Raw genomic sequence first — 18,294 nt, 5'->3', positions numbered from 1 at the left:
TTCTCGGGGCAAGCCCGAGAATGACGCCCTTTCGCAGAATGACGCCTTTCCGATGAGCATTCCTCCTCCCAGCCAGATCGCCAAGCCGCAGCTCGACCGCATCCTCGATGCGCTGAACCGCGGCGACAAGCCGACACTCGCCGGCGTGCCTGATGGTTTCGACGCCGTCGTCCTCGCCGACCTGACCCGCGCCCGCGCCAAGAAGGCGGAGGGGCCGGCACTGCTCGTCTTCATCGCCCGTGACGGCCAGCGCCTGCAGGTGCTTGAGAACGCACTGCAATTCGTCGCGCCCGATCTCGAAGTGATGAGCTTCCCGGCCTGGGACTGCCAGCCCTATGACCGCGTCTCGCCGGCGCCCGCCATCGTCGCGCACCGGATGACGACGCTCTCGCGCCTCGCCAAGACGAAGTCGGGCGAGCGGCCGCGCCTGCTGCTCACCACCGTCAACGCCGCGCTCCAGCGCGTGCCGGCCTTCGGCAAGGTGGCGTCGGAGAGTTTCTCGGCGGCCCCCGGCAACATGGTCGATATCGAGGAGCTGGCGCGCTGGCTCGACATCAACGGCTATCTGCGCACCTCGACAGTGCGCGAAACCGGCGAATTCGCCGTGCGTGGCGGCATCGTCGACCTGTTCCCGCCGGGCATGCCGGCGCCGATCCGGCTCGACTTCTTCGGGGACACGCTGGAATCGATCCGCACCTTCGATCCGGAGACGCAGCGCACCACCGGGCAGCTCCGTGGACTCGATCTCGTGCCGATGTCCGAAGCGCAGATGACGAGCGAGAGCATCCGCCGCTTCCGCCAATCCTACATCTCGACCTTCGGCACGCCCGGCCGCGACGACACGCTCTATGAGGCCGTCAGCGAAGGCCGCCGCCCGGCCGGGCTGGAGCACTGGCTGCCTCTGCTCACCGAGAAGCTCGACACGCTCTTCACCTATCTGCCGGACGTGCCCTTGGTGCTCGACCATCAGGCCGAGGACGCGGTCGGCGAGCGCATCAGCCTGATCAAGGACTATTACGACGCCCGCAAGGCAGCGCTCGACCAGGGCGGAGCAGGAGGCATTCCCTACAAGCCGCTGCCACCGGACGCGCTCTATCTCTCGCCGGCGGATTGGCGAGGCATCGTCGATGCCTCCGGCGTCGCCACGCTCACCCCCTTCCAACTGCCCGACAGCGAAGGCAAGCTCATCCTCGATCTCGGCGGCAAGCAGGGGCGCAGCTTTGCGGCCGAGCGTGCCGGCGATTCCGGCAGCGTCTTCGAGGCGGCCGTCGCCCATGTCCGCGCGCTCGAAGCCGACGGCAAGCGCGTCATCCTCGCCGGCTGGTCGGAAGGCTCGCGCGAGCGCCTCGCCCATGTTCTCGAAGACCACGGTCTGAAGAGCGTCCAGATGACGGGCTCGCTGCGGGCCGCCTTCGATCTCAAGCCCGGCACGGTCGCGCTCGCTGTCTGGGGCTTCGAGACTGGCTTCGAGGCCGGGCGCCTCGCCGTCGTCGGCGAGCAGGATATCCTCGGCGACCGCCTCGTCCGTCCGCGCCGCAAGACGCGCCGGCCGCAGGATTTCATTGCGGAGCTCTCCTCGCTCGCACCAGGTGATCTCGTCGTCCATGTCGATCACGGCATCGGCCGCTTTATCGGTTTGCAATCGATTACGGCCGTCGGCGCGCCGCATGACTGCCTCGAAATCCACTATGCCGGCGATTCCAAGCTGTTCTTGCCTGTAGAGAACATAGAACTGCTTTCCCGCTATGGCTCGGAGGACACCGAAGTCCAGCTAGACCGGCTGGGCGGTGGCGGCTGGCAGGCGCGCAAGGCCAAGCTCAAGCAGCGCATCCGCGAGATGGCTGGCAAGCTCATCCAGATCGCGGCAGCGCGCGCGCTCAAGGATGCGCCCCGCCTCGTTCCGCCGGATGGGGTCTATGACGAATTCATCGCCCGCTTCCCATACGAGGAAACGGAGGACCAGCAGAACACCATCGACGCGGTGCTGGACGACCTCGCGGCCGGCAGGCCGATGGACCGGCTCGTCTGCGGCGATGTCGGCTTCGGCAAGACCGAGGTCGCGCTGCGCGCAGCCTTCGCTACGGCGCTGAACGGCAAGCAGGTCGCGGTCGTCGTGCCGACGACGCTGCTCGCTCGCCAGCACTACCGCAATTTCGCGGATCGATTTGCCGGCTTACCTGTCAATGTCGGACAAGCGTCGCGCTTCGTCGGCTCGGCCGATCTCAAGGCGGTGAAGCAGGGCGCCAAGGACGGCACGATGGACATCGTCGTCGGCACCCATGCGCTGCTCGGCAAGGGCGTCGACTTCAAGGATCTCGGCCTCGTCATCGTCGACGAGGAGCAGCATTTCGGCGTCGCCCACAAGGAGAAGCTGAAGGAGCTACGCGCCGAGGTGCATATGCTGACGTTGTCGGCGACCCCCATTCCGCGCACGCTCCAGCTCGCCATGACCGGCGTGCGCGAGCTCTCGATCATCGCGACGCCGCCGGTCGACCGCCTTGCCGTGCGTACCTTCGTCACGCCCTTCGATCCGCTGATCGTGCGCGAGGCGCTTCTGCGTGAGCGTTACCGGGGAGGGCGCTCCTTCTATGTCGTGCCGCGTATCGAGGACATTGCCGAGGTCAAGGACTTCCTCGACAAGCAGGTGCCGGAGTGCAAGGTCGGGATCGCCCATGGCCAGATGGCGGCAAGAACGCTGGAAGACGTGATGACCGCCTTCTATGACGGCCAGTACGACATCCTGCTCTCGACCACGATCGTCGAGTCGGGCCTCGATATCCCGACGGCGAACACGCTGATCGTCCATCGCGCCGACATGTTCGGCCTCGCCCAGCTCTATCAGCTCCGGGGGCGCGTCGGCCGCTCGAAGACGCGTGCCTATGCGCTCTTCACCGTGCCGGCCAACCGCAAGCTGACCGAGCAGGCCGAGAAGCGCCTCAAGGTGCTGCAATCGCTGGATACGCTCGGCGCCGGCTTCCAACTCGCCAGCCACGATCTCGACATCCGCGGCGCCGGCAACCTGCTCGGCGATGAGCAGTCCGGCCATATCAAGGAAGTCGGCTACGAACTTTACCAGCAGATGCTGGAAGAGGCGGTGGCGGCACTCAAGGCCGGCATCGAGTTCGAGGCCGAGACGCAGTGGTCGCCGGCCATCCAGGTCGGCGCGCCCGTCATGATCCCCGAGCACTATGTCGCTGACCTCACGCTCAGGCTGACGCTCTACAAGCGCCTCTCGACCATGGACGACGATGCCGAGCTGCAATCCTTCGGTGCCGAGCTGGTCGACCGCTTCGGCCCGTTGCCGGAGGAGGTCAACCAGCTCCTGGAGATCGTCGCGATCAAGGCGCTGTGCAAGCGCGCCAATGTCGAGAAGGTCGAGGCCGGGCCGAAGGGCATCATCGTCGCCTTCCGCAACAACGAATTCGCCAATCCGGAAGGGCTGGTGGGCTTCGTTGCCAAGCAGGGCACGCTGGCGAAGGTGCGCCCCGACATGCGCGTCGTCTTCATCGACGATTTCGAGACAGTCGAGCAGCGCCTGAAGGCGACGCGCCGGCTGCTGACCGATCTCGCGCACATCGCCGAAAGGAAAAAGGCGGCCTGAGCAGCCGCCTTTTAAGGCCGTCATTCTCGGGCGGAGCAAAGCGCAGACCCGAGAAGCTCTCGCAGGAAGGGGCGCGGGCGCGTTCTCGTCGTGAGATGCTCGGGTCAAGCCCGAGCATCTCGGCCGGGAGAGCGCGCCGCGCTTCTACAGATCGAAGAAGACCGTCTCGTTCTCGCCGGCGAGGTTGATGTCGAGCCACCAGGTGCCGTCCGGCTTGCGCTCGGCGATCAGGGTGTGGCGGCGCGCTTCGGGCACGAGGTTGAGGATCGGGTCGGAGTCGTTGCCCTCGCCGTCGGCGAAATAGAGCCGGGTCGGCAGCCGCTTCAGCAGGCCGCGGCCGAAGACCGAGAGCGCGATATGCGGCGCCTGCAAGCTGTTGCCGGGGCCGGGCACGCGGCCGGGGCGGATGGTGCGGAAGCGGAAGACGCCGTCCTTGTCGGTCGACGCCCGGCCGAAACCGACGAAATGCCGGTCGAGCGGCACCTCCTCACGAAGATCGTCCGGGCTGGCATAGCGGCCCGCCGCGTTGGCCTGCCAGATCTCGATCATCGCGTCCTCGATCGGCTTGCCGTCGGCATCGTAGACGCAGCCGGCCAGCGCGATGACCTCGCCTTCGGGCGTCCCCGAGACATTCGAGCCCGACAGCAGGAAATGCTCCGGCGGCATCAGGTCCGGCCGCGCGCCCATATCGGAGCGCTCGACGAGGTCGGCGCCGCCCTTCCACGGCAGGCCGTAGTGGAAATAGGGGCCGACCGTCTGCCAGGGCGTCTGGCCGAAGAGCGTCGCGTCCTGATTGTCGTGCCGCGGGGCGGCGTTGCGGGTTTCCAGGTCCCCACTCGTCGAGTCAGTGGTCGTCGTCATGATCGTCCTCGAACGGTGTCTGATCGCGGCCCTTGAGCACGATGTCGAAGACATAGCCCAGCGCCCAGTTCGGCACGGTGGTGCCGATGTCGAAGCGCGAGACCATGCGCTGGCGATAGGGCATCGGCACGGCGTTGGCGATCGGATCGATCTCGATCAGCGGATCGTCGGGGAAATACATCTGCGTGACCAGCCGCGTCGCGAAGGCCGGCCCCAGCAGTGAGAGATGGATATGGGCCGGGCGCCACGCGTTCTTGTGGTTGCCCCAGGGATAGGCGCCGGGCCGGATCGTGACATAGCGGTAGCGGCCCTCACCGTCGGTGACGACGCGGCCGACGCCGGTGAAGTTCGGATCGAGCGGCGCCGGCCAGTCGTCCTTGGCGTGGATATAGCGGCCAGCGGCATTGGCCTGCCAGATCTCGACGACAGTGTTCGGAACGGGCCGGCCGTCCTCGTCGAGCACGCGGCCGGTCACGACGATGCGCTGACCCTGCGGCTCGCCCTTGTGCTGGGCGGTGAGGTCGGACATCGCCGGCCCCATCAGCCGGGACCAGTCGCTCGGGCCAGTCACCTCGGTCAGCGTCTGCGGGACCATGATCGGCGCCTGCCGCGGGCTGCGGGCCACGGTCGAGCGGTAATCCGGGAACAGCGAGGCCGGCTGGCCCTGGTCCGGTGCCGCATAGGGAAGGATGAGACGGGTCATGACATCGTGCCTCCGTCAGGGGACAGCGGGAAGGGACAAGAGCGCGCGCGCCTCCGCCACCGAGGCGGGATGGCGCGCATATTCGGGGCACAGCGCGACGATACGCCGGACCAGCGCCGCATTGGACGGCGCGAGCGTGTCGCGATCGAGGCGGACATTGTCCTCCAGCCCCGTCCGGCAATGGCCGCCGAGCTCCAGCGACCAGCGATTGAGCGTGATCTGGTCGCGCCCGATCCCGGCGCCGGTCCAGGTCGCGGCCGGGGCGAGCCGCTTCAGGGTCGCGATGTAGAATTCGAAGACGGCTCGATCGACCGGCATGGCGTTTTTGACGCCCATCACGAATTGAACATGCAGTGGCCCGGCGATCGCGCCCGCCTGCTCCATCTCGGCGGCCTTGAAGATCATCGACAGGTCGAAGGCCTCGATCTCCGGCTTGATACCGTGGCTCTTCATCTCGGCGGCCAGCCAGTCGACCAGCTCCGGACTGTTTTCATAGACCCGCGTCGGGAAGTTGCAGGAGCCCGTCGACAGCGAGGCCATGTCGGGCCGGAGCGGCAGCATGCCACCGCGCTCGCGGCCTGCGCCGGAGCGGCCCCCCGTCGAAAACTGCACGATCATGCCGGGGCAATGTCGGCGCAGCCCTTCGAGCAGCCGCCCGAAGCGTTCGGGATCTGAGCTTGGCGTGCCGTCATCGTTGCGGACATGGGCATGAACCAGCGTCGCGCCCGCCTCGAAGGCTTCCTGTGTCGACTCGACCTGTTCCGCGACCGTGATCGGGACCGCGGGGTTATCATTCTTCGTCGGCAGCGACCCCGTGATCGCGACGGTGATGATGCAAGGAGAGGTCATCGTCAGATCCTCAGCCGTGGCTCGGGGCGGGAACGCTGATCGGGCGGGCGAGCCTGGATTGCGCGGTCAGGCGGATGCCGGCATTGGCGGCGCCATAGCCGGCATAGCCGTCGCGCTGGACGATCTCGAAAAACAGCCCGCCGTCCAGAGTCTGCGTATAGGCCTGCCGGAAGATGCCCGAGGCATCGCTGTCGTAGAGGATGTTCAACGCCTTCATCGCATCGATTTCCTGCGCCGACAGGTCGGAGCGGGCCTCGAGGTCATCATAGTAGTTCTCGGGGATGGGCAGCATGGCCACGCCGTTCGCAACCAGCCGCTCCACCGTCGCGGCGATGTCGTCGGTCGCCAAGGCGATGTGTTGCACCCCGGAGCCGAAGAAATCGGTGATGAAACGGGCCGAGAGCGTGCGGTGGCTCTGAGAGCCGTTCAGGATGAGGCGGAGCCCGTGTCCTCGCTCGCCATCGAGTCCGCTCTCGATGACCTGGCTCTGGACCACGCCGCCGGGATCGAGCACGGCCTGGCTCGGCGCCTTCTTCGTTTCGAACAGCGAAGAATAGAACAGCAGCCAGGTCAGCATCTCCTCGTACTGCATGCTCTGCGAGACATGGTCGACGCCGGTCAAACCGGCATCGCGTCCGGTTTCCTCCGTCGCCTCGAAATCGACCTCGGCCCAGCGGCCGAGCGCCGAGGCGTGGTCGAGGAAATAGACCAGGCTGCCGCCGAGCCCGCGCACGGCCGGGATATCGAGCTCGCCCGGCCCGACCGCGCCGGCATGCGGCACGTCGAGCAGGGCCGTGGCACGGGCGATCGCGGCCTGCGCATCCGGCACGCGCAGCGCCAGAGCGCAGACCGAGGTGCCGTGCGTGATCTGGTAGCTATGGGCGAAGCCGTCCGCCTCACTGTTCAGCACGATGCGGATATCGCCCTGGCTCCAGAGATCGACATCCTTGGAGCGATGCGCGCCGGAACGCGCAAACCCGAGCGCGCGCAGCAGCCGCTCGAAGCCCGGCCGCTCGGCTTCCGACACGGCGAATTCGATGAACTCCACCGCCTCGACGGGTGCCGGCGGCGGCATCGGCACCGCGCCGGGCACAGGCTTGCCGATCTGGCGCGCCGTTTCGTCGAGCAGCCAGATCAGCGAGCGATGGCCGTCGAGCGCTACCGAACGGGCGGAGCCTGCCCGGAAGCGGTCGTTGAAGATCTCCAGTGACAGCACCCCGTCATAGCCGGTCGAGACCAGAGCGCGCATGAAGCCGGAAAGGTTGAGATCGCCCTGTCCGGGCAGGCAGCGCCAGTGCCGGCTCCATGACAGCGGGTCCATCTGCAGCAGCGGCGCATCGGCCATCTGCACCATCGCGATCTTGTCGCGCGGGATGGTGCCGATGGCCGAAAGGTCGAGCCCGCGCGCCAGGATATGGAAGGAATCGAGCACGATCCCGACTTCCGGCCGGTTGGCGCGGCGCACGATCTCCCAGGCGTCGCGATAGTCGAAGACATGCCGCCCCCAGGCCAGCGCCTCGTAGCCGACGCGCAGACCTCGCCGGCCGGCCCGTTCGCCGAGCTCGATGAAATCGGCCGCGAGCCGGTCGATGCCGGAAAGTGCTTCAGGCGAGACGCTGGAGCAGACGAAAAGCAGATCTGTCCCCAGCTCCTGCAGCAGATCGAACTTGCGCTCCGCCCGGTCGAAGACGCGCTGGCGGCGCGCCTCCGGCATGCCCTCGAAATCGCGGAAGGGCTGGCAGGTTACGATCGTCAGGCCGAGATCGCCGCAGATGCGCCGGACCTCCGCCGGCGAGCCGGGGAAGGCGATCAGGTCGTTCTCGAAGATCTCGACCGCCGTGAAGCCGGCGGCCGCGATGGCTTCGAGCTTTTCCTGGAGCGTGCCGGAGACGCAGACGGTGGCGATCGATGGAATCACGGGATTGCCTCCTCTCAGCCCAGCCGCGCCACGGCGCGCAGATCCTCGGCCGTGGTCGTGGGCAGGCCGAAGAACTCCAGATAGGCGGGGATCTGCTCGAACAGCATATCGGTGCCGACCTGCACCGCACAGCCGCGTGCGCGTGCCGCGGCCAGAAACGGCGTGATTTCCTGCGCCATCACGACCTCGCCGACCAGGGCGGAGGAGGGCAGGCGGGCGACATCGAGCGGCAAGGGATCGCCCGGCTTCATGCCGAGCGGCGTCGCATTGACGATGATGTCGAAGCCCACTGGATCGTTCGAACCGGTCGTGACGCGCAGGGCGGGGTAGTGCGCGACAAGCCGCCGGCCCAGCTCCTCGGCCATCGCCCCGTGGGTATCGAACAGGCCGAGTTCACCGACACCGGCCTTCGCCAGCGATGCGGCGATCGCCGAGCCGACGCCTCCGGCGCCGACGACCAGCGCGCGGGCGCCAGCGAGCTTGCGCCCCTTGCGCAGGACGCCGCGCACGAAGCCTTCGCCGTCGAACATGTCGCCTGCAAGCCGGCCGTCCGGCTCAAGGCGCACCGCATTGCAGGCGCCGGCGATCGCGGCGGTCGGGGAGAGCGTGTCGACGAGGCCGGTTGTGGTCACCTTGTGCGGCATGGTCACCAGCGCGCCATGCGCGTTGGATAGCCGGAAGAACAGCTTGAGAAAGTCAGGGTAATCCTCGCTGCGGCAGCCCATCGGCACGACGACGGCGTCGATCCCATCCCGCTCGAAATAGGGGTTGTAGATCATCGGCGCCTTGAAGCTCTCGGTCGGAAAGCCGAGATGGCCGATCAGCCGTGTCGTGCCCTTGATCATGCCGAAGCCCTCGCCGACACAGGTTCGGTCGCCACCTCGACAGGCCCGCCGGAGCGCGCCGCCTGTTTCACCGCCTCGATGACCGCGAGCGTCGCCAATCCCTCGCGGCCGGAGACGAGGGGTTCCTCCTCACCGCGGATCACTGCGCAGAAATGCCGGATCTGGGCCTGGAGCGGATCCTCCGGAACGAACGGGATGCGCTCGCGCTTCAGCGGCTCCCACCAGCCGCGCTTGTCGGTGTGGTTCCAGAGTTCGAGCGCCGGGATCGTCAGCGACCCATGCGTGCCGCCGATCTGGTAGCAGGACTGGTCCTGGCGCGGATAGGCCGGGTTCTCGCCGGTCGTCAGCTCCCAGCTCCAGGGCGAGACCACGGTGTCGGAGGCGCTGACCGTGCCAAGCGCGCCATTGGCGAAGCGCAGGATGGCGACGGCCGTCTCCTCGGCCGGGTTGCCGCGCACCGCATTCGAGCTTTGCGCCTGCACCCCGACGATCTCGCCGCAGAGATAGCGGAACAGGTCGATATCGTGGATCAGGTTGATCAGGATCGGCCCGGCGCCTTCCTGCCGGCGCCAGTCGACGTCGAAATATGCGTCCGGCTTCACCAGCCAGAACTGCCCGGTCAGTGTCAGGACGCGGCCGAGCCGGCCGGCGTCGATGGTCTCGCGCGCCTTGCGGATCATCGGATTATGGCGCCGGTGGTGGCCGACGAGCAGGGGCACACCCGCAGCCTCCGCCGCCTGAACCAGTTTGCGCGCGCCGTCTACGCTATCCGCAATCGGCTTCTCGACCAGCATCGGGATGCCGGCCGCCGCCAGCTCCAGCCCGTTGGCGACATGGAGCTGGTTCGGCGTGGCGACGATGACGCCGTCAGGCCTCGCGCTGGCGGGGACGGCGTCGAATGCCGGGTACCACGTGACGCCCATCTCCGCGGCGAAGGCCTTGCCGGCTGGCGCCGGGTCGATGATCGCCGACAGGAGCGCGCCCTCTTGGGCCCTGGCATGGGCGGCGTGGCGCTTGCCGATCAGGCCCGCACCCATCACCGCGATTTTGACCGGAGCCATCGGATCGATCCTCAAGCGGCCTTGTCGTCGATCAGCTTGGCGATGCGCCGCAGCCCGAGCTGATAGCCCTGCGTGCCGAAGCCGGCGATGACGCCGTCGGAGCGCAGCGAGACATAGGAATGGTGTCGGAAGGCCTCGCGCTTATGCACCTGCGAGATATGGCATTCGATCACCGGCCCCTCGAAGGTGTTGAGCGCATCGAGCAGCGCGACCGAGGTATGGGTGAAGGCCGCGGGGTTGATGACGATGCCCGCGCCGTCCTCGCGCGCCTCATGGATCCAGTCGATCAGCTCGTATTCGCGGTTGGACTGATGGAAGCGCAGTTCCAGCTTCAGCTCCTCGGCCAGCTTTCGGCAATCGCGCTCGACATCGGCCAGGGTCTCGTGCCCGTAGATATGCGGCTGGCGTTTGCCGAGCAGGTTCAGGTTCGGGCCGTTCAGGACGTAGACGAGGCGGGACATGGTTGCGTTCCGTTTCAGGCGTTTGGGTTCAGTGCTTGTGGAGGATTTCGCCGAGAAACTTCCGCGTCCGCTCCTGGCGCGGGTTATGGAAGAACTCCTCGGGCGGCGCCTCCTCGACGATGGCACCGTTTGCCATGAAGATGACGCGGTTCGCCACCTGCCGGGCGAAGCCCATCTCATGGGTGACGCAGATCATGGTCATGCCTTCGTCGGCGAGCGCGATCATGGTGTCGAGCACCTCCTTGACCATCTCCGGGTCGAGGGCCGAAGTCGGCTCGTCGAACAGCATGACCTTGGGCTTCATGCAGAGCGCGCGTGCGATCGCGACGCGTTGCTGCTGGCCGCCCGAGAGCTGGGCGGGATACTTCTCTGCCTGTTCGAGAATCTTGACCCGGCCGAGCAGCTGGCGGGCGGTCGCCTCCGCCTCCGCCTTGCTCGCGCCGAGCGAGCGCATCGGCGCAAGCATGCAGTTCTGCAGCACGCTCATATGCGGGAACAGGTTGAAGTGCTGGAAGACCATGCCGACCTCGCGGCGAACCGCGTCGATGGTCTTCGCGTTGTCGTCGACCTTGGCGCCGCTGACCCTGATCTCACCCTTCTGGTAGGTCTCCAGATGGTTGATGCAGCGGATCAGCGTCGACTTGCCGGAGCCTGAAGGGCCGCACAGGACGATGCGCTCGCCTTTGCGGACTTCGAGGTTGATGTCGGTCAGGGCCAGAAAGTCGCCATACCATTTCTCGACATGCGCCATGGCGATCATGGCATCCGCCGCAGCGGCGCTCTTGAGGACTGGCTGGTTCATGGTCCGGGCTCCGGTCCCCAAGCATTTTCGAGCGAAGTGGACGCCGGTTCGCGAGAGGAAATGCGATCAAACAAGGCGTCGGAGCATCTCCGCGCTTCAGAGTAGCGCGGAGATGCTCCGGAGCGCTCAGCTCGCGGTGAAGGTGATGCCTTCGAGGCTGTCCGGGAACTTGTGCACCGGCACCTTCATCCACTTGTCGTAGACCTTCTGCAGCTCACCATTCGCCTTGATCTTGTCGATGAAGGTGTTGAGCGCCGCGTTGATCTCCTTCTCGCCGAGGCGGGTGCAGGCGCCGTTGTAGAGGTTCTGGAACTCGAGCTTGTTCTCGAACTCGCCGGGGCGACCCTGCTCGACGCGCTGCATGTAGAAGATGTTGCCGCCGAGCGCCTGGACCTGGCCGGAGACCAGCGCCTGGATCGAGGGCGCGTCGCCGTCATAGCGGCGGATCGTCGTGCCGGCCGGCGCGTTCTTGGTCACCTGCGTGTCCTGCGCTGCGCCCTTGGCGACGCCGATTGTGTAGCGCGCCATGTCCTCGTTGGTGGTGATCTTGTCCTTCTTCGGCCCGATCAGCACGATGGTGTTGGCGACATAGGGCTTCGAGAACTGCACGGCCTTGGCGCGCTCCGGCAGCATCGCCATGGTCGCGAAGAGCACGTCGACGCGGCCCGTGGTCAGCGCCGGGATGCGGTTGTTGACCTCGAGCGGCACGAACTCGACCTGCACGCCCAGCTCCTTGGCGAAGAGCGTGGCGATGTCGGCGTCGAGGCCATCCTGCTTGCCGGCGCTGGTCACGAAACCCCATGGCGGGTTGTCGCCCTGGATGCCGACCACGATCTTGCCCTTGGCCTTGATCTCGGCCGGGGTGATCGCCTGCGCCGGGCTGCCGACCAGGGCGGGCAGGGCCAGCGCGGCTGCGCCGGCGATCAGCAGGCTGCGGCGGGTGGATTTCATCTTCGTCATGTTTCTCTCCCTTTATGGTTGGTGGTTGGTCTAGGCGTTGAACCGGGATGCTCAGCGCGCGGCGATGGCCATGCGCTTTTCCAGATGCGAGCCGTAGAGCGAGAGCGGCCAGCACAGCAGGAAGTAGAGGACGCCGACGATCCCGAAGACGAGGAGCGGCTGGAAGATCTGGTTGGAGACGATGTTGCCGGCCCGCGTCAGCTCGGTGAAGCCGACGATGGCGGCAAGCGAGGTGCCCTTGATCAACTGGACCAGGAAGCCGACCGTCGCGGGCAGCGAGATGCGGATCGCCTGCGGCAGGATCACGTCCCGCATCCGCGAGACATAGTGTAGGCTCAGCGCCTTGGCGGCCTCGGTCTGCCCTTTCGGGACCGCCTCGATCGAGCCGCGCCAGATCTCGCCGAGATAGGCGCTGGCATGCAGCGTGAAGCCGATCGCGACCGCGACCCAGGCATCGAGCTTCAGCCCGACCAGCGCCAGCCCGTAATAGACGACGAAGAGCTGCATCAGGAGCGGCGTACCCTGGAACAGGGCGATATAGCCGGCGGTGATCCGTTCCAGCAGCGAACGGCCGGACGTGCGCATCAGCGCGATCCCGAGCCCGGAGACCGAACCGAAGACGAAGCCGATCGCCGACAGCGCCACGGTCCATTTCAGGCCGGTGAGGAGGAAGAGGAATTCGTTCCAGCCCATCGCGCCCTCACTTCACCGGGTAGCTGAAGTAGCGGGTCGAGATCGCCGAAAAGAAGCGCATCATCACCCAGGAGATCACGAGGTAGAACAGCGTGATCGTGCCGTAGACCTCGAAAGAGCGGAAACTGTCGGACTCGATCCGCTGCGCGACCGAGGTCAGCTCATAGGCGGAGATCGCCGAGGCGACCGAGGTGGTCAGCGTCAGCAGCACGAACTGGCTGGTCAGCGACGGGAAGATCGCGCGCAGCGCCGGCTTGAGCACGATCAGCCGGAAGACCTGCGCCTTGTGCAGGCCAAGCGCCAGACCGGCCTCGATCTGGCCCTTGCTGATCGACTGGACGCCGCCGCGGATGATCTCGATGGCATAGGCGCCGCCATTGATGCCGAGCGCGATGATCGCCGTCGGCGTCGGGTCGAGGCGCAGGCCCGTCAGCGGCAGCGCGAAGTAGATGAAGAAGATCTGCACCAGGAAGGGCGTGTTGCGGATGATCTCGACGAAAGCCCGCACCAGAAAGCGCACGGGGGCAAAGCGCGAATCCCGCAGCACCACGCCGCCGATTCCGATCACGATGGCCAGCGCCATCCCGCTGAGCGCCAGTAGAAACGTGCCGAGGCAGCCCATCAGGAGGTCGGGCATGCCCTCGATCACGGGAGTGAAATCGAGCTTGTAATTCATGGCGCTTCCCAAAGCGGCCGACCTTCTCGAAAAAAAAGGGGTCGGTCCGGGTCCCGTCTGTCTTCGCAGCCCTTCTTGCGAGGGCCTTTTCAGTCGCTCACGCAGCTTGCATGAGGCCGATGGTATGTTAATTGTACCACTTAGTTCATTTGGTCAAGCGAAATTAACCGAGCTGTCCATTTGGGTGCCGCCGAAGGTCGGCGGGGCAGCAGGGCGCCGGGTAGAACATGAGCAAGGCAGCGATCAAACCGCGGGGAACGAGCCGGAAATCGGCGTCCTGGACCCAGGACCCGGAGGGCGTGCGCCGCAGTATCCTGGAGGCGGCGCGGCTGGAATTCGTCGAGAACGGCCTGAGCGGCGCCCGCGTCGACGAGATCGCAGCCCGAACCGCCACCAGCAAACGGATGATCTACTACTATTTCGGCGACAAGGAGGGGCTCTACCGCGCTGTCCTTGAAGAGATGTATGAGCGCATCCGCAGCTTCGAGCGTGGGCTCGACCTTGCGAGCCTGGAGCCGGAAGAGGCGATCGCGCTGCTGACGGGATTCACCTTCGACTATCACGCCGAGAACCCGGATTTCGTTCGGATGGTGATGATCGAGAACATCCATCATGCCCGACACCTTGCGTCGTCCGACAGGATCTCCGCCCTCAACCTCTCGGTGATCGACATGATCCGCGAGGCCTATGAACGCGGCGTCGCGGGGGGCGTGTTCAGGCCGGGGATCGAAGCGATCGACATCCACCTGACGATCAGTGCGCTCGCCTTCTACAACGTCTCGAACCGCGCGAGCATCCGCCAGATTTTTGGCCACGACATGGGCGCGCCGGAGGCTCTGACGCGCCGCAGGGCCGCTGCGATCGATACCATGCTGCGCACGCTGCGCCGCTGAAGGCCGCCGCTCCGCATCGTCGATCCGGCTTGCGGCGATCAAAGCCATATTCAGGCCTCCACCAGCCCGGCCATCGCCTGGATGGCAAGCTCATAGCCGGCGGCGCCGAAACCGATGATGATCCCGGTCGCCGTCCGCGAAACCAGCGAATTGTGATAGATGCTCTCGCGCGCATGGACGTTCGAGATGTGCAGCTCGATCTTCGGTCGCTCGAACATTTTCAGCGCATCGAGCAAGGCTACCGAGGTAAAGCTGTAGCCGGCCGGGTTGATGATGATGCCGCAGGCCTCCTGCCGCGCCTGCTGTACGCTTTCGACGAGCTCGCCCTCGAAATTCGTCTGGCGGAAGTCGACGGTGAAACCGAGCGTCTTCGCCTTGGCCGTGCAGCGCTGGCCGATCTCGGCCAGCGTCGTGCTGCCATAGATGGCCGGCTCGCGCTGCCCGAGCAGATTCAGGTTGGGGCCGTTCAGGATGTAGATGCAGCCGCGCCCGGCTGCCGGCTTCCCGCCTGCCGACATGATGACCTCCCGAGATCCTTCGCTGCGGAGTCCACGGCTCCGTCGGCTTCTTGTGCCGACGATCCTACCCGGTGCCCGATTCAAATCAACTGATAATTCGTAGATCGTCTGCTATTTCATGGATGGACAGCTTTAACGGTTGGCGCGCTCGGCCGAAGGGCTTAATCTGCGTGATGATCAGGAAAGGGGATGTCATGGCGGAAGCGGCAGCGGATAGCGGCGGCGAGGAGATCGCCGCTCTGTCCACGGGCGAGCAGGCTTATGAGCGAATCCGGCAGGATATCGTCTTCGGGCGCCTGCAGCCCGGCCAGCGGCTGACGCTCGACAAGCTGCGGCCGGTTTATGGCGTCGGCATCAGCACGCTTCGCGAAATCCTGAATCGCCTCGCGCCGGAGGGATTTGTCGTGGCGGAAGGGCAGCGCGGCTTCCAGGTCGCGCCCTGCACGGCCAGCGAACTCCGGGAGCTCGCCGACCTCAGGCTGTTGATCGAGAGCCACGCGCTCGCGCAATCTTTCGCAGCCGGCGACATGGAATGGGAAGGGCGCGTCGTCGCGGCCCATCACAAGCTCGCCCGCATGGAAGAGCGCCTGCTGGCCGGCGACGATTCCGGCACGCAGCAGTGGAAGCGCTACGATTTCGAGTTTCATCAGGCGCTGGTTTCGGCCTGCGGCTCAAAGGCGCTGCTCGATCTTCATGCCGGGATCTATGAGCGCTATCTGCGCTACCAGATGGTGTTTTTCATCTTCTGGGGACCGACCTCGATCGGCGAGCACCGCGCGCTGCTCGATTGCGCGCTTCACCGCGACGCAGGCGAGGCGCAGCGGCTGTTGCACGGCCATATCCATGGCTGCATCGATGTGGCTCTGGAACGGGGTTTGTTGGATTAGCGGACCGGCCCCCGAAGGGGCCGGTCCTGTTTGAAATGGCGGTGCGCTCAGGTCCGATACCAGGCTGCCAGATTCCAGGTCGTGACCTCCCAGCCGGAGATATCGGCCTCCAGGTTGTTGGCCGAGGCACCGACGACCGTGCGTGAGAGGATCGGCAGCAGGATATTGGCCTCGCAGAAGATCTCGTTGACCTTGATCAGCAGCGCGGCGCGCTTGACCGGGTCGAACTCCTTCTGGGCGGCCTTGTAGGCCTTGTCGGCCTCAGGGTCCGAGTAGCGTGAGACGTTGCGGCCCAGCCACTTGTTCTCCTTGTTGGCGATCTCCCAGGAGACGAGCTGGTTGAGGAAGCGCTCCGGATCGGGCTGCGGCTGCGTCGTGGTGTACATCTCCATGTCGCAATACAGCTTGGTGTAGGTATCCGGGTTGGCGACGTCGGAAGAGAAATAGACCGACGCCGTGACCGACTTGAGCTCGAGGTCGATGCCGACGCGCTGGCAGGCCTGCTTGATGATGGCCTGGGTCTTCTGGCGCGGGGCGTTGATCGAGGTCTGGAAGACGTATTTGAGCTTCTTGCCGTCCTTCTCGCGAATGCCGTCGGCGCCCTTCTTCCAGCCGGCGTCGTCGAGGATCTTGTTGGCCTTGTCGATGTTGAATTCGTATTTGAGCTTCGGCGATTTGAACTGCTTGGGCTCGTTGACGAAGCTCGCCGTCGCGGTGCCGCCGCGGCCATAGATGAACTTCTGGATCGAATCGCGGTCGATCAGCAGGTTGATCGCCTCGCGCACTTTCGGATCCGACAGCGTCGGATGCTTGGTCTTGACGCTGGAGCGCTCGCCATCGACCTCGGTCCACGGATCGGTCGTGTTCAGGATGATGAACTCGATGTCGCCGCCGGGAACCGCCACCACCTTGCCGCGACCGCCGGTCTCCATGCGCTTGAGGATCTCGTCCTCGACCTGCATGTTCCAGGCATAGTCGTATTCGCCGGTCTGGAGCACGGCACGCGCCGCCGAGACCGCGTCACCACCGCCCTTGGCTTCGAGCGTATCGAAATGCGGCTGGTTCTTGACGTGGTAGTCCTCATTGCGGGTGCCGGTGAGGATGTCGCCGGGCTTGAAGTCGACGAATTTGTAGGGGCCGGTGCCGACGGGCTTCAGGTTGCCGGGCGCCTCGCGCGACTTGGCGCCCTTATAGTCGCCGAAATGGTGCTTCGGGATGATCATGCCGGCCACGCCGACGAAGGGATCGGCCCAGAACGGCGTCGGGTCCTTGAAGATCACCTTGACGGTGTGATCGTTGATCTTCTCGACCTTGATGTTGGTGTAGGAGCCGGTGGTGTAGGCGGCGGTCGCCGGATCGGCGGCATATTCCCAGGTGAAGACGACGTCGTCGGCGGTGAACGGCTTGCCGTCATGCCACTTCACGCCCTGCTTCAGCTTCCAGATGACCTCCTTGCCGTCTGCCGAGAGGCCGCCATTGGCCTTGCTCGGAATCTCCGCGGCGAGCTGCGGGAAGAGGTTGCCTTCCTTGTCCCAGCCGGCGAGCGGCTCGAAGAAGATGCGCGAGGCGATCTGGTCCTTGGTGCCCGAGGCGAAATGCGGGTTGAGCAGGGTCGGCGCCTGCCAGAGCAGGATTTTCAGCGCCCCGCCGCCGCCGGCCTTGGTCGGCTTGTATTGCAGCGCGGCGTTTGCCATCGCCACATCGTTCCATGCCAGGATCTGGCTCGCGATCGGGGCCGTGATGCCCACTGCCGCCATCCTCTGGATGAAGGATCGTCGCGACAGCGCGCCACCCTTCACATCCGCGACGAGGCCGCGGATTTCCCGTTCGTCCATTCTCTCTCTCCCGATATCAGTTGGAATCCCCCGGCGTTGAATCGCCGTTCGTTGTTATGGGCGCCCCCAGAATGCATGGGAGGGGAAGGGCGTCCAGAAGTTCCGATGCTGCGATGCCGCAAGAAAACGCCGAGTTTCGCCGGTCGGCGGCCTTGCGGCGCTTGAGATGGTGACGACTTCATCGAACGAGTTGACCCGGGCGGCATGGCTCCGTATGTCAGCGCCTCGGTGAGGGCGGGTAGCTCAGTGGTAGAGCACGTGACTTTTAATCATGTGGTCGTGGGTTCGATCCCCACCCCGCTCACCACAACAGCAAAAATCCCAAGCCGCGCCTTCCGTTAACTCGCCGGAAACCAAGTTTTCCTAGCGTGGCGCCATGGTTATCCGCCGCGGCCTCCGCTCGATCTTCGTGACATTGGCGCTCTATCTCGTCTCGGGAGCAGCCGTGGCCTATTTCATGTTCCATGCGCAGCATGGCGCGCGCGGCCTCGAGGCGCGCGGCGCCGTCCGTGAATCGCTGCGCGATATGGAAGCGGAACTCGCCGGGCTTGTCGCCGAGCGCAAATCCTGGGAACATCGTCTCTCGCTGGTGCGCGACGAAGCTGTCGATCGCGATCTGCTGGAAGAGAACGCGCGCGCCATTCTCGGTCGTACGCATAAGAATGACGTTGTCATCATGGGCCGCTGAGGGCTCTGACGGTACGGCATTTAGTCCCGGACGTATCGATTAA

General features: G+C 65.6%; 17 protein-coding genes and 1 tRNA gene. 5 read left to right on the top strand and 13 right to left on the bottom strand.

Features of this window, described 5'->3' with window-relative positions:
* Positions 1 to 52: 52 nt before the first annotated feature.
* Positions 53 to 3,601, top strand: a complete 3,549-nt coding sequence (gene mfd / locus AC1DE3_RS14400; protein ID WP_476778335.1) for a transcription-repair coupling factor — start codon at positions 53 to 55, stop codon at positions 3,599 to 3,601.
* 144 nt (positions 3,602 to 3,745) lie between these two features.
* On the opposite strand, the gene pcaG is transcribed toward mfd, so the two are convergent.
* The 11 genes from pcaG to AC1DE3_RS14345 form a co-directional block, all read right to left on the bottom strand.
* The gene (gene pcaG, locus AC1DE3_RS14395) at positions 3,746 to 4,462 is read right to left on the bottom strand and encodes a protocatechuate 3,4-dioxygenase subunit alpha (RefSeq protein ID WP_476778334.1); all 717 of its coding nucleotides are present in this window, start codon (positions 4,460 to 4,462) and stop codon (positions 3,746 to 3,748) included.
* The gene (gene pcaH / locus AC1DE3_RS14390) at positions 4,446 to 5,165 is read right to left on the bottom strand and encodes a protocatechuate 3,4-dioxygenase subunit beta (protein ID WP_476778333.1); all 720 of its coding nucleotides are present in this window, start codon (positions 5,163 to 5,165) and stop codon (positions 4,446 to 4,448) included. Before pcaH ends, pcaG begins: the two co-directional genes overlap by 17 nt.
* 15 nt (positions 5,166 to 5,180) lie before the next feature.
* A complete protein-coding gene (locus tag AC1DE3_RS14385) occupies positions 5,181 to 6,014 on the bottom strand; it encodes a 3-oxoadipate:acetyl-CoA acetyltransferase (RefSeq protein WP_476778332.1) in 834 nt (277 codons plus the stop codon).
* Between the two features lie 10 nt (positions 6,015 to 6,024).
* Complete coding sequence (locus AC1DE3_RS14380) at positions 6,025 to 7,932, bottom strand: bifunctional sugar phosphate isomerase/epimerase/4-hydroxyphenylpyruvate dioxygenase family protein (RefSeq protein WP_476852470.1); 1,908 nt, start codon at positions 7,930 to 7,932, stop codon at positions 6,025 to 6,027.
* A 14-nt stretch (positions 7,933 to 7,946) separates the two neighbouring features.
* Positions 7,947 to 8,777 (bottom strand): shikimate dehydrogenase family protein, encoded by an 831-nt coding sequence (locus tag AC1DE3_RS14375; RefSeq protein ID WP_476778330.1) that lies wholly within the window; start codon positions 8,775 to 8,777, stop codon positions 7,947 to 7,949.
* The gene (locus tag AC1DE3_RS14370; protein ID WP_476778329.1) at positions 8,774 to 9,838 is read right to left on the bottom strand and encodes a Gfo/Idh/MocA family protein; all 1,065 of its coding nucleotides are present in this window, start codon (positions 9,836 to 9,838) and stop codon (positions 8,774 to 8,776) included. The genes AC1DE3_RS14375 and AC1DE3_RS14370 overlap by 4 nt, the downstream gene beginning before the upstream one ends.
* An 11-nt stretch (positions 9,839 to 9,849) precedes the next feature.
* Positions 9,850 to 10,299: a type II 3-dehydroquinate dehydratase gene (gene aroQ / locus AC1DE3_RS14365; RefSeq protein ID WP_476778328.1), complete on the bottom strand. Its 450-nt coding sequence runs from the start codon at positions 10,297 to 10,299 to the stop codon at positions 9,850 to 9,852.
* A 28-nt stretch (positions 10,300 to 10,327) separates the two neighbouring features.
* Positions 10,328 to 11,059, bottom strand: a complete 732-nt coding sequence (locus AC1DE3_RS14360) for an amino acid ABC transporter ATP-binding protein (RefSeq protein ID WP_476778764.1) — start codon at positions 11,057 to 11,059, stop codon at positions 10,328 to 10,330.
* Between the two features lie 168 nt (positions 11,060 to 11,227).
* Positions 11,228 to 12,061, bottom strand: coding sequence for a transporter substrate-binding domain-containing protein (locus AC1DE3_RS14355; protein WP_441513314.1), 834 nt, complete (start codon positions 12,059 to 12,061; stop codon positions 11,228 to 11,230).
* 51 nt (positions 12,062 to 12,112) lie between these two features.
* On the bottom strand, positions 12,113 to 12,754 hold the full coding sequence (locus tag AC1DE3_RS14350; RefSeq protein ID WP_441513315.1) for an amino acid ABC transporter permease: 642 nt from the start codon (positions 12,752 to 12,754) through the stop codon (positions 12,113 to 12,115).
* Positions 12,755 to 12,761: 7 nt separating this feature from the next.
* Positions 12,762 to 13,430 carry an amino acid ABC transporter permease gene (locus AC1DE3_RS14345; protein ID WP_476778327.1) on the bottom strand — a complete coding sequence of 223 codons (669 nt, stop codon included), beginning with the start codon at positions 13,428 to 13,430 and terminating at the stop codon, positions 12,762 to 12,764.
* Between the two features lie 227 nt (positions 13,431 to 13,657).
* Here AC1DE3_RS14345 and AC1DE3_RS14340 point away from each other — a divergent pair, with 227 nt between their 5' ends.
* A complete protein-coding gene (locus AC1DE3_RS14340; protein WP_441513317.1) occupies positions 13,658 to 14,323 on the top strand; it encodes a TetR/AcrR family transcriptional regulator in 666 nt (221 codons plus the stop codon).
* 50 nt (positions 14,324 to 14,373) lie between these two features.
* Here the strand turns inward: AC1DE3_RS14340 and aroQ (AC1DE3_RS14335) are convergent, their stop codons facing one another.
* A complete protein-coding gene (gene aroQ / locus AC1DE3_RS14335) occupies positions 14,374 to 14,841 on the bottom strand; it encodes a type II 3-dehydroquinate dehydratase (protein ID WP_476778326.1) in 468 nt (155 codons plus the stop codon).
* Between the two features lie 194 nt (positions 14,842 to 15,035).
* Between aroQ (AC1DE3_RS14335) and AC1DE3_RS14330 the strand changes: the two genes are divergently transcribed.
* Complete coding sequence (locus tag AC1DE3_RS14330; RefSeq protein ID WP_476852469.1) at positions 15,036 to 15,728, top strand: GntR family transcriptional regulator; 693 nt, start codon at positions 15,036 to 15,038, stop codon at positions 15,726 to 15,728.
* Between the two features lie 47 nt (positions 15,729 to 15,775).
* Here the strand turns inward: AC1DE3_RS14330 and AC1DE3_RS14325 are convergent, their stop codons facing one another.
* The gene (locus tag AC1DE3_RS14325) at positions 15,776 to 17,563 is read right to left on the bottom strand and encodes a peptide ABC transporter substrate-binding protein (protein WP_476778324.1); all 1,788 of its coding nucleotides are present in this window, start codon (positions 17,561 to 17,563) and stop codon (positions 15,776 to 15,778) included.
* 232 nt (positions 17,564 to 17,795) lie between these two features.
* On the opposite strand from AC1DE3_RS14325, the gene AC1DE3_RS14320 reads away from it, so the two are divergent.
* Positions 17,796 to 17,870: transfer RNA gene (locus AC1DE3_RS14320), tRNA-Lys, on the top strand.
* Between the two features lie 69 nt (positions 17,871 to 17,939).
* Complete coding sequence (locus AC1DE3_RS14315) at positions 17,940 to 18,251, top strand: FtsB family cell division protein (protein ID WP_441471074.1); 312 nt, start codon at positions 17,940 to 17,942, stop codon at positions 18,249 to 18,251.
* Positions 18,252 to 18,294: the final 43 nt, after the last annotated feature.

It is taken from the genome of Allobosea sp. 10L417, assembly GCF_056395485.1.
The sequence above is the reverse complement of the archived record's forward strand: the minus strand, read 5'-3'. Positions and strand labels throughout refer to the sequence as shown.

Bases quoted from the DNA above. Each gene is read 5' to 3' on its own strand.
- aroQ (WP_476778328.1), bottom strand. From the start codon at position 10,299: ATGTCCCGCCTCGTCTACGTCCTGAACGGCCCGAACCTGAACCTGCTC.
- AC1DE3_RS14375 (WP_476778330.1), bottom strand. From the start codon at position 8,777: ATGATCAAGGGCACGACACGGCTGATCGGCCATCTCGGCTTTCCGACC.
- AC1DE3_RS14325 (WP_476778324.1), bottom strand. From the start codon at position 17,563: ATGGACGAACGGGAAATCCGCGGCCTCGTCGCGGATGTGAAGGGTGGC.
- AC1DE3_RS14360 (WP_476778764.1), bottom strand. From the start codon at position 11,059: ATGATCGCCATGGCGCATGTCGAGAAATGGTATGGCGACTTTCTGGCC.
- AC1DE3_RS14385 (WP_476778332.1), bottom strand. From the start codon at position 6,014: ATGACCTCTCCTTGCATCATCACCGTCGCGATCACGGGGTCGCTGCCG.
- AC1DE3_RS14340 (WP_441513317.1), top strand. From the start codon at position 13,658: ATGAGCAAGGCAGCGATCAAACCGCGGGGAACGAGCCGGAAATCGGCG.
- pcaH (WP_476778333.1), bottom strand. From the start codon at position 5,165: ATGACCCGTCTCATCCTTCCCTATGCGGCACCGGACCAGGGCCAGCCG.
- aroQ (WP_476778326.1), bottom strand. From the start codon at position 14,841: ATGTCGGCAGGCGGGAAGCCGGCAGCCGGGCGCGGCTGCATCTACATC.
- pcaG (WP_476778334.1), bottom strand. From the start codon at position 4,462: ATGACGACGACCACTGACTCGACGAGTGGGGACCTGGAAACCCGCAAC.
- AC1DE3_RS14350 (WP_441513315.1), bottom strand. From the start codon at position 12,754: ATGGGCTGGAACGAATTCCTCTTCCTCCTCACCGGCCTGAAATGGACC.
- AC1DE3_RS14345 (WP_476778327.1), bottom strand. From the start codon at position 13,430: ATGAATTACAAGCTCGATTTCACTCCCGTGATCGAGGGCATGCCCGAC.
- AC1DE3_RS14355 (WP_441513314.1), bottom strand. From the start codon at position 12,061: ATGACGAAGATGAAATCCACCCGCCGCAGCCTGCTGATCGCCGGCGCA.
- AC1DE3_RS14370 (WP_476778329.1), bottom strand. From the start codon at position 9,838: ATGGCTCCGGTCAAAATCGCGGTGATGGGTGCGGGCCTGATCGGCAAG.
- AC1DE3_RS14315 (WP_441471074.1), top strand. From the start codon at position 17,940: ATGGTTATCCGCCGCGGCCTCCGCTCGATCTTCGTGACATTGGCGCTC.
- mfd (WP_476778335.1), top strand. From the start codon at position 53: ATGAGCATTCCTCCTCCCAGCCAGATCGCCAAGCCGCAGCTCGACCGC.
- AC1DE3_RS14330 (WP_476852469.1), top strand. From the start codon at position 15,036: ATGGCGGAAGCGGCAGCGGATAGCGGCGGCGAGGAGATCGCCGCTCTG.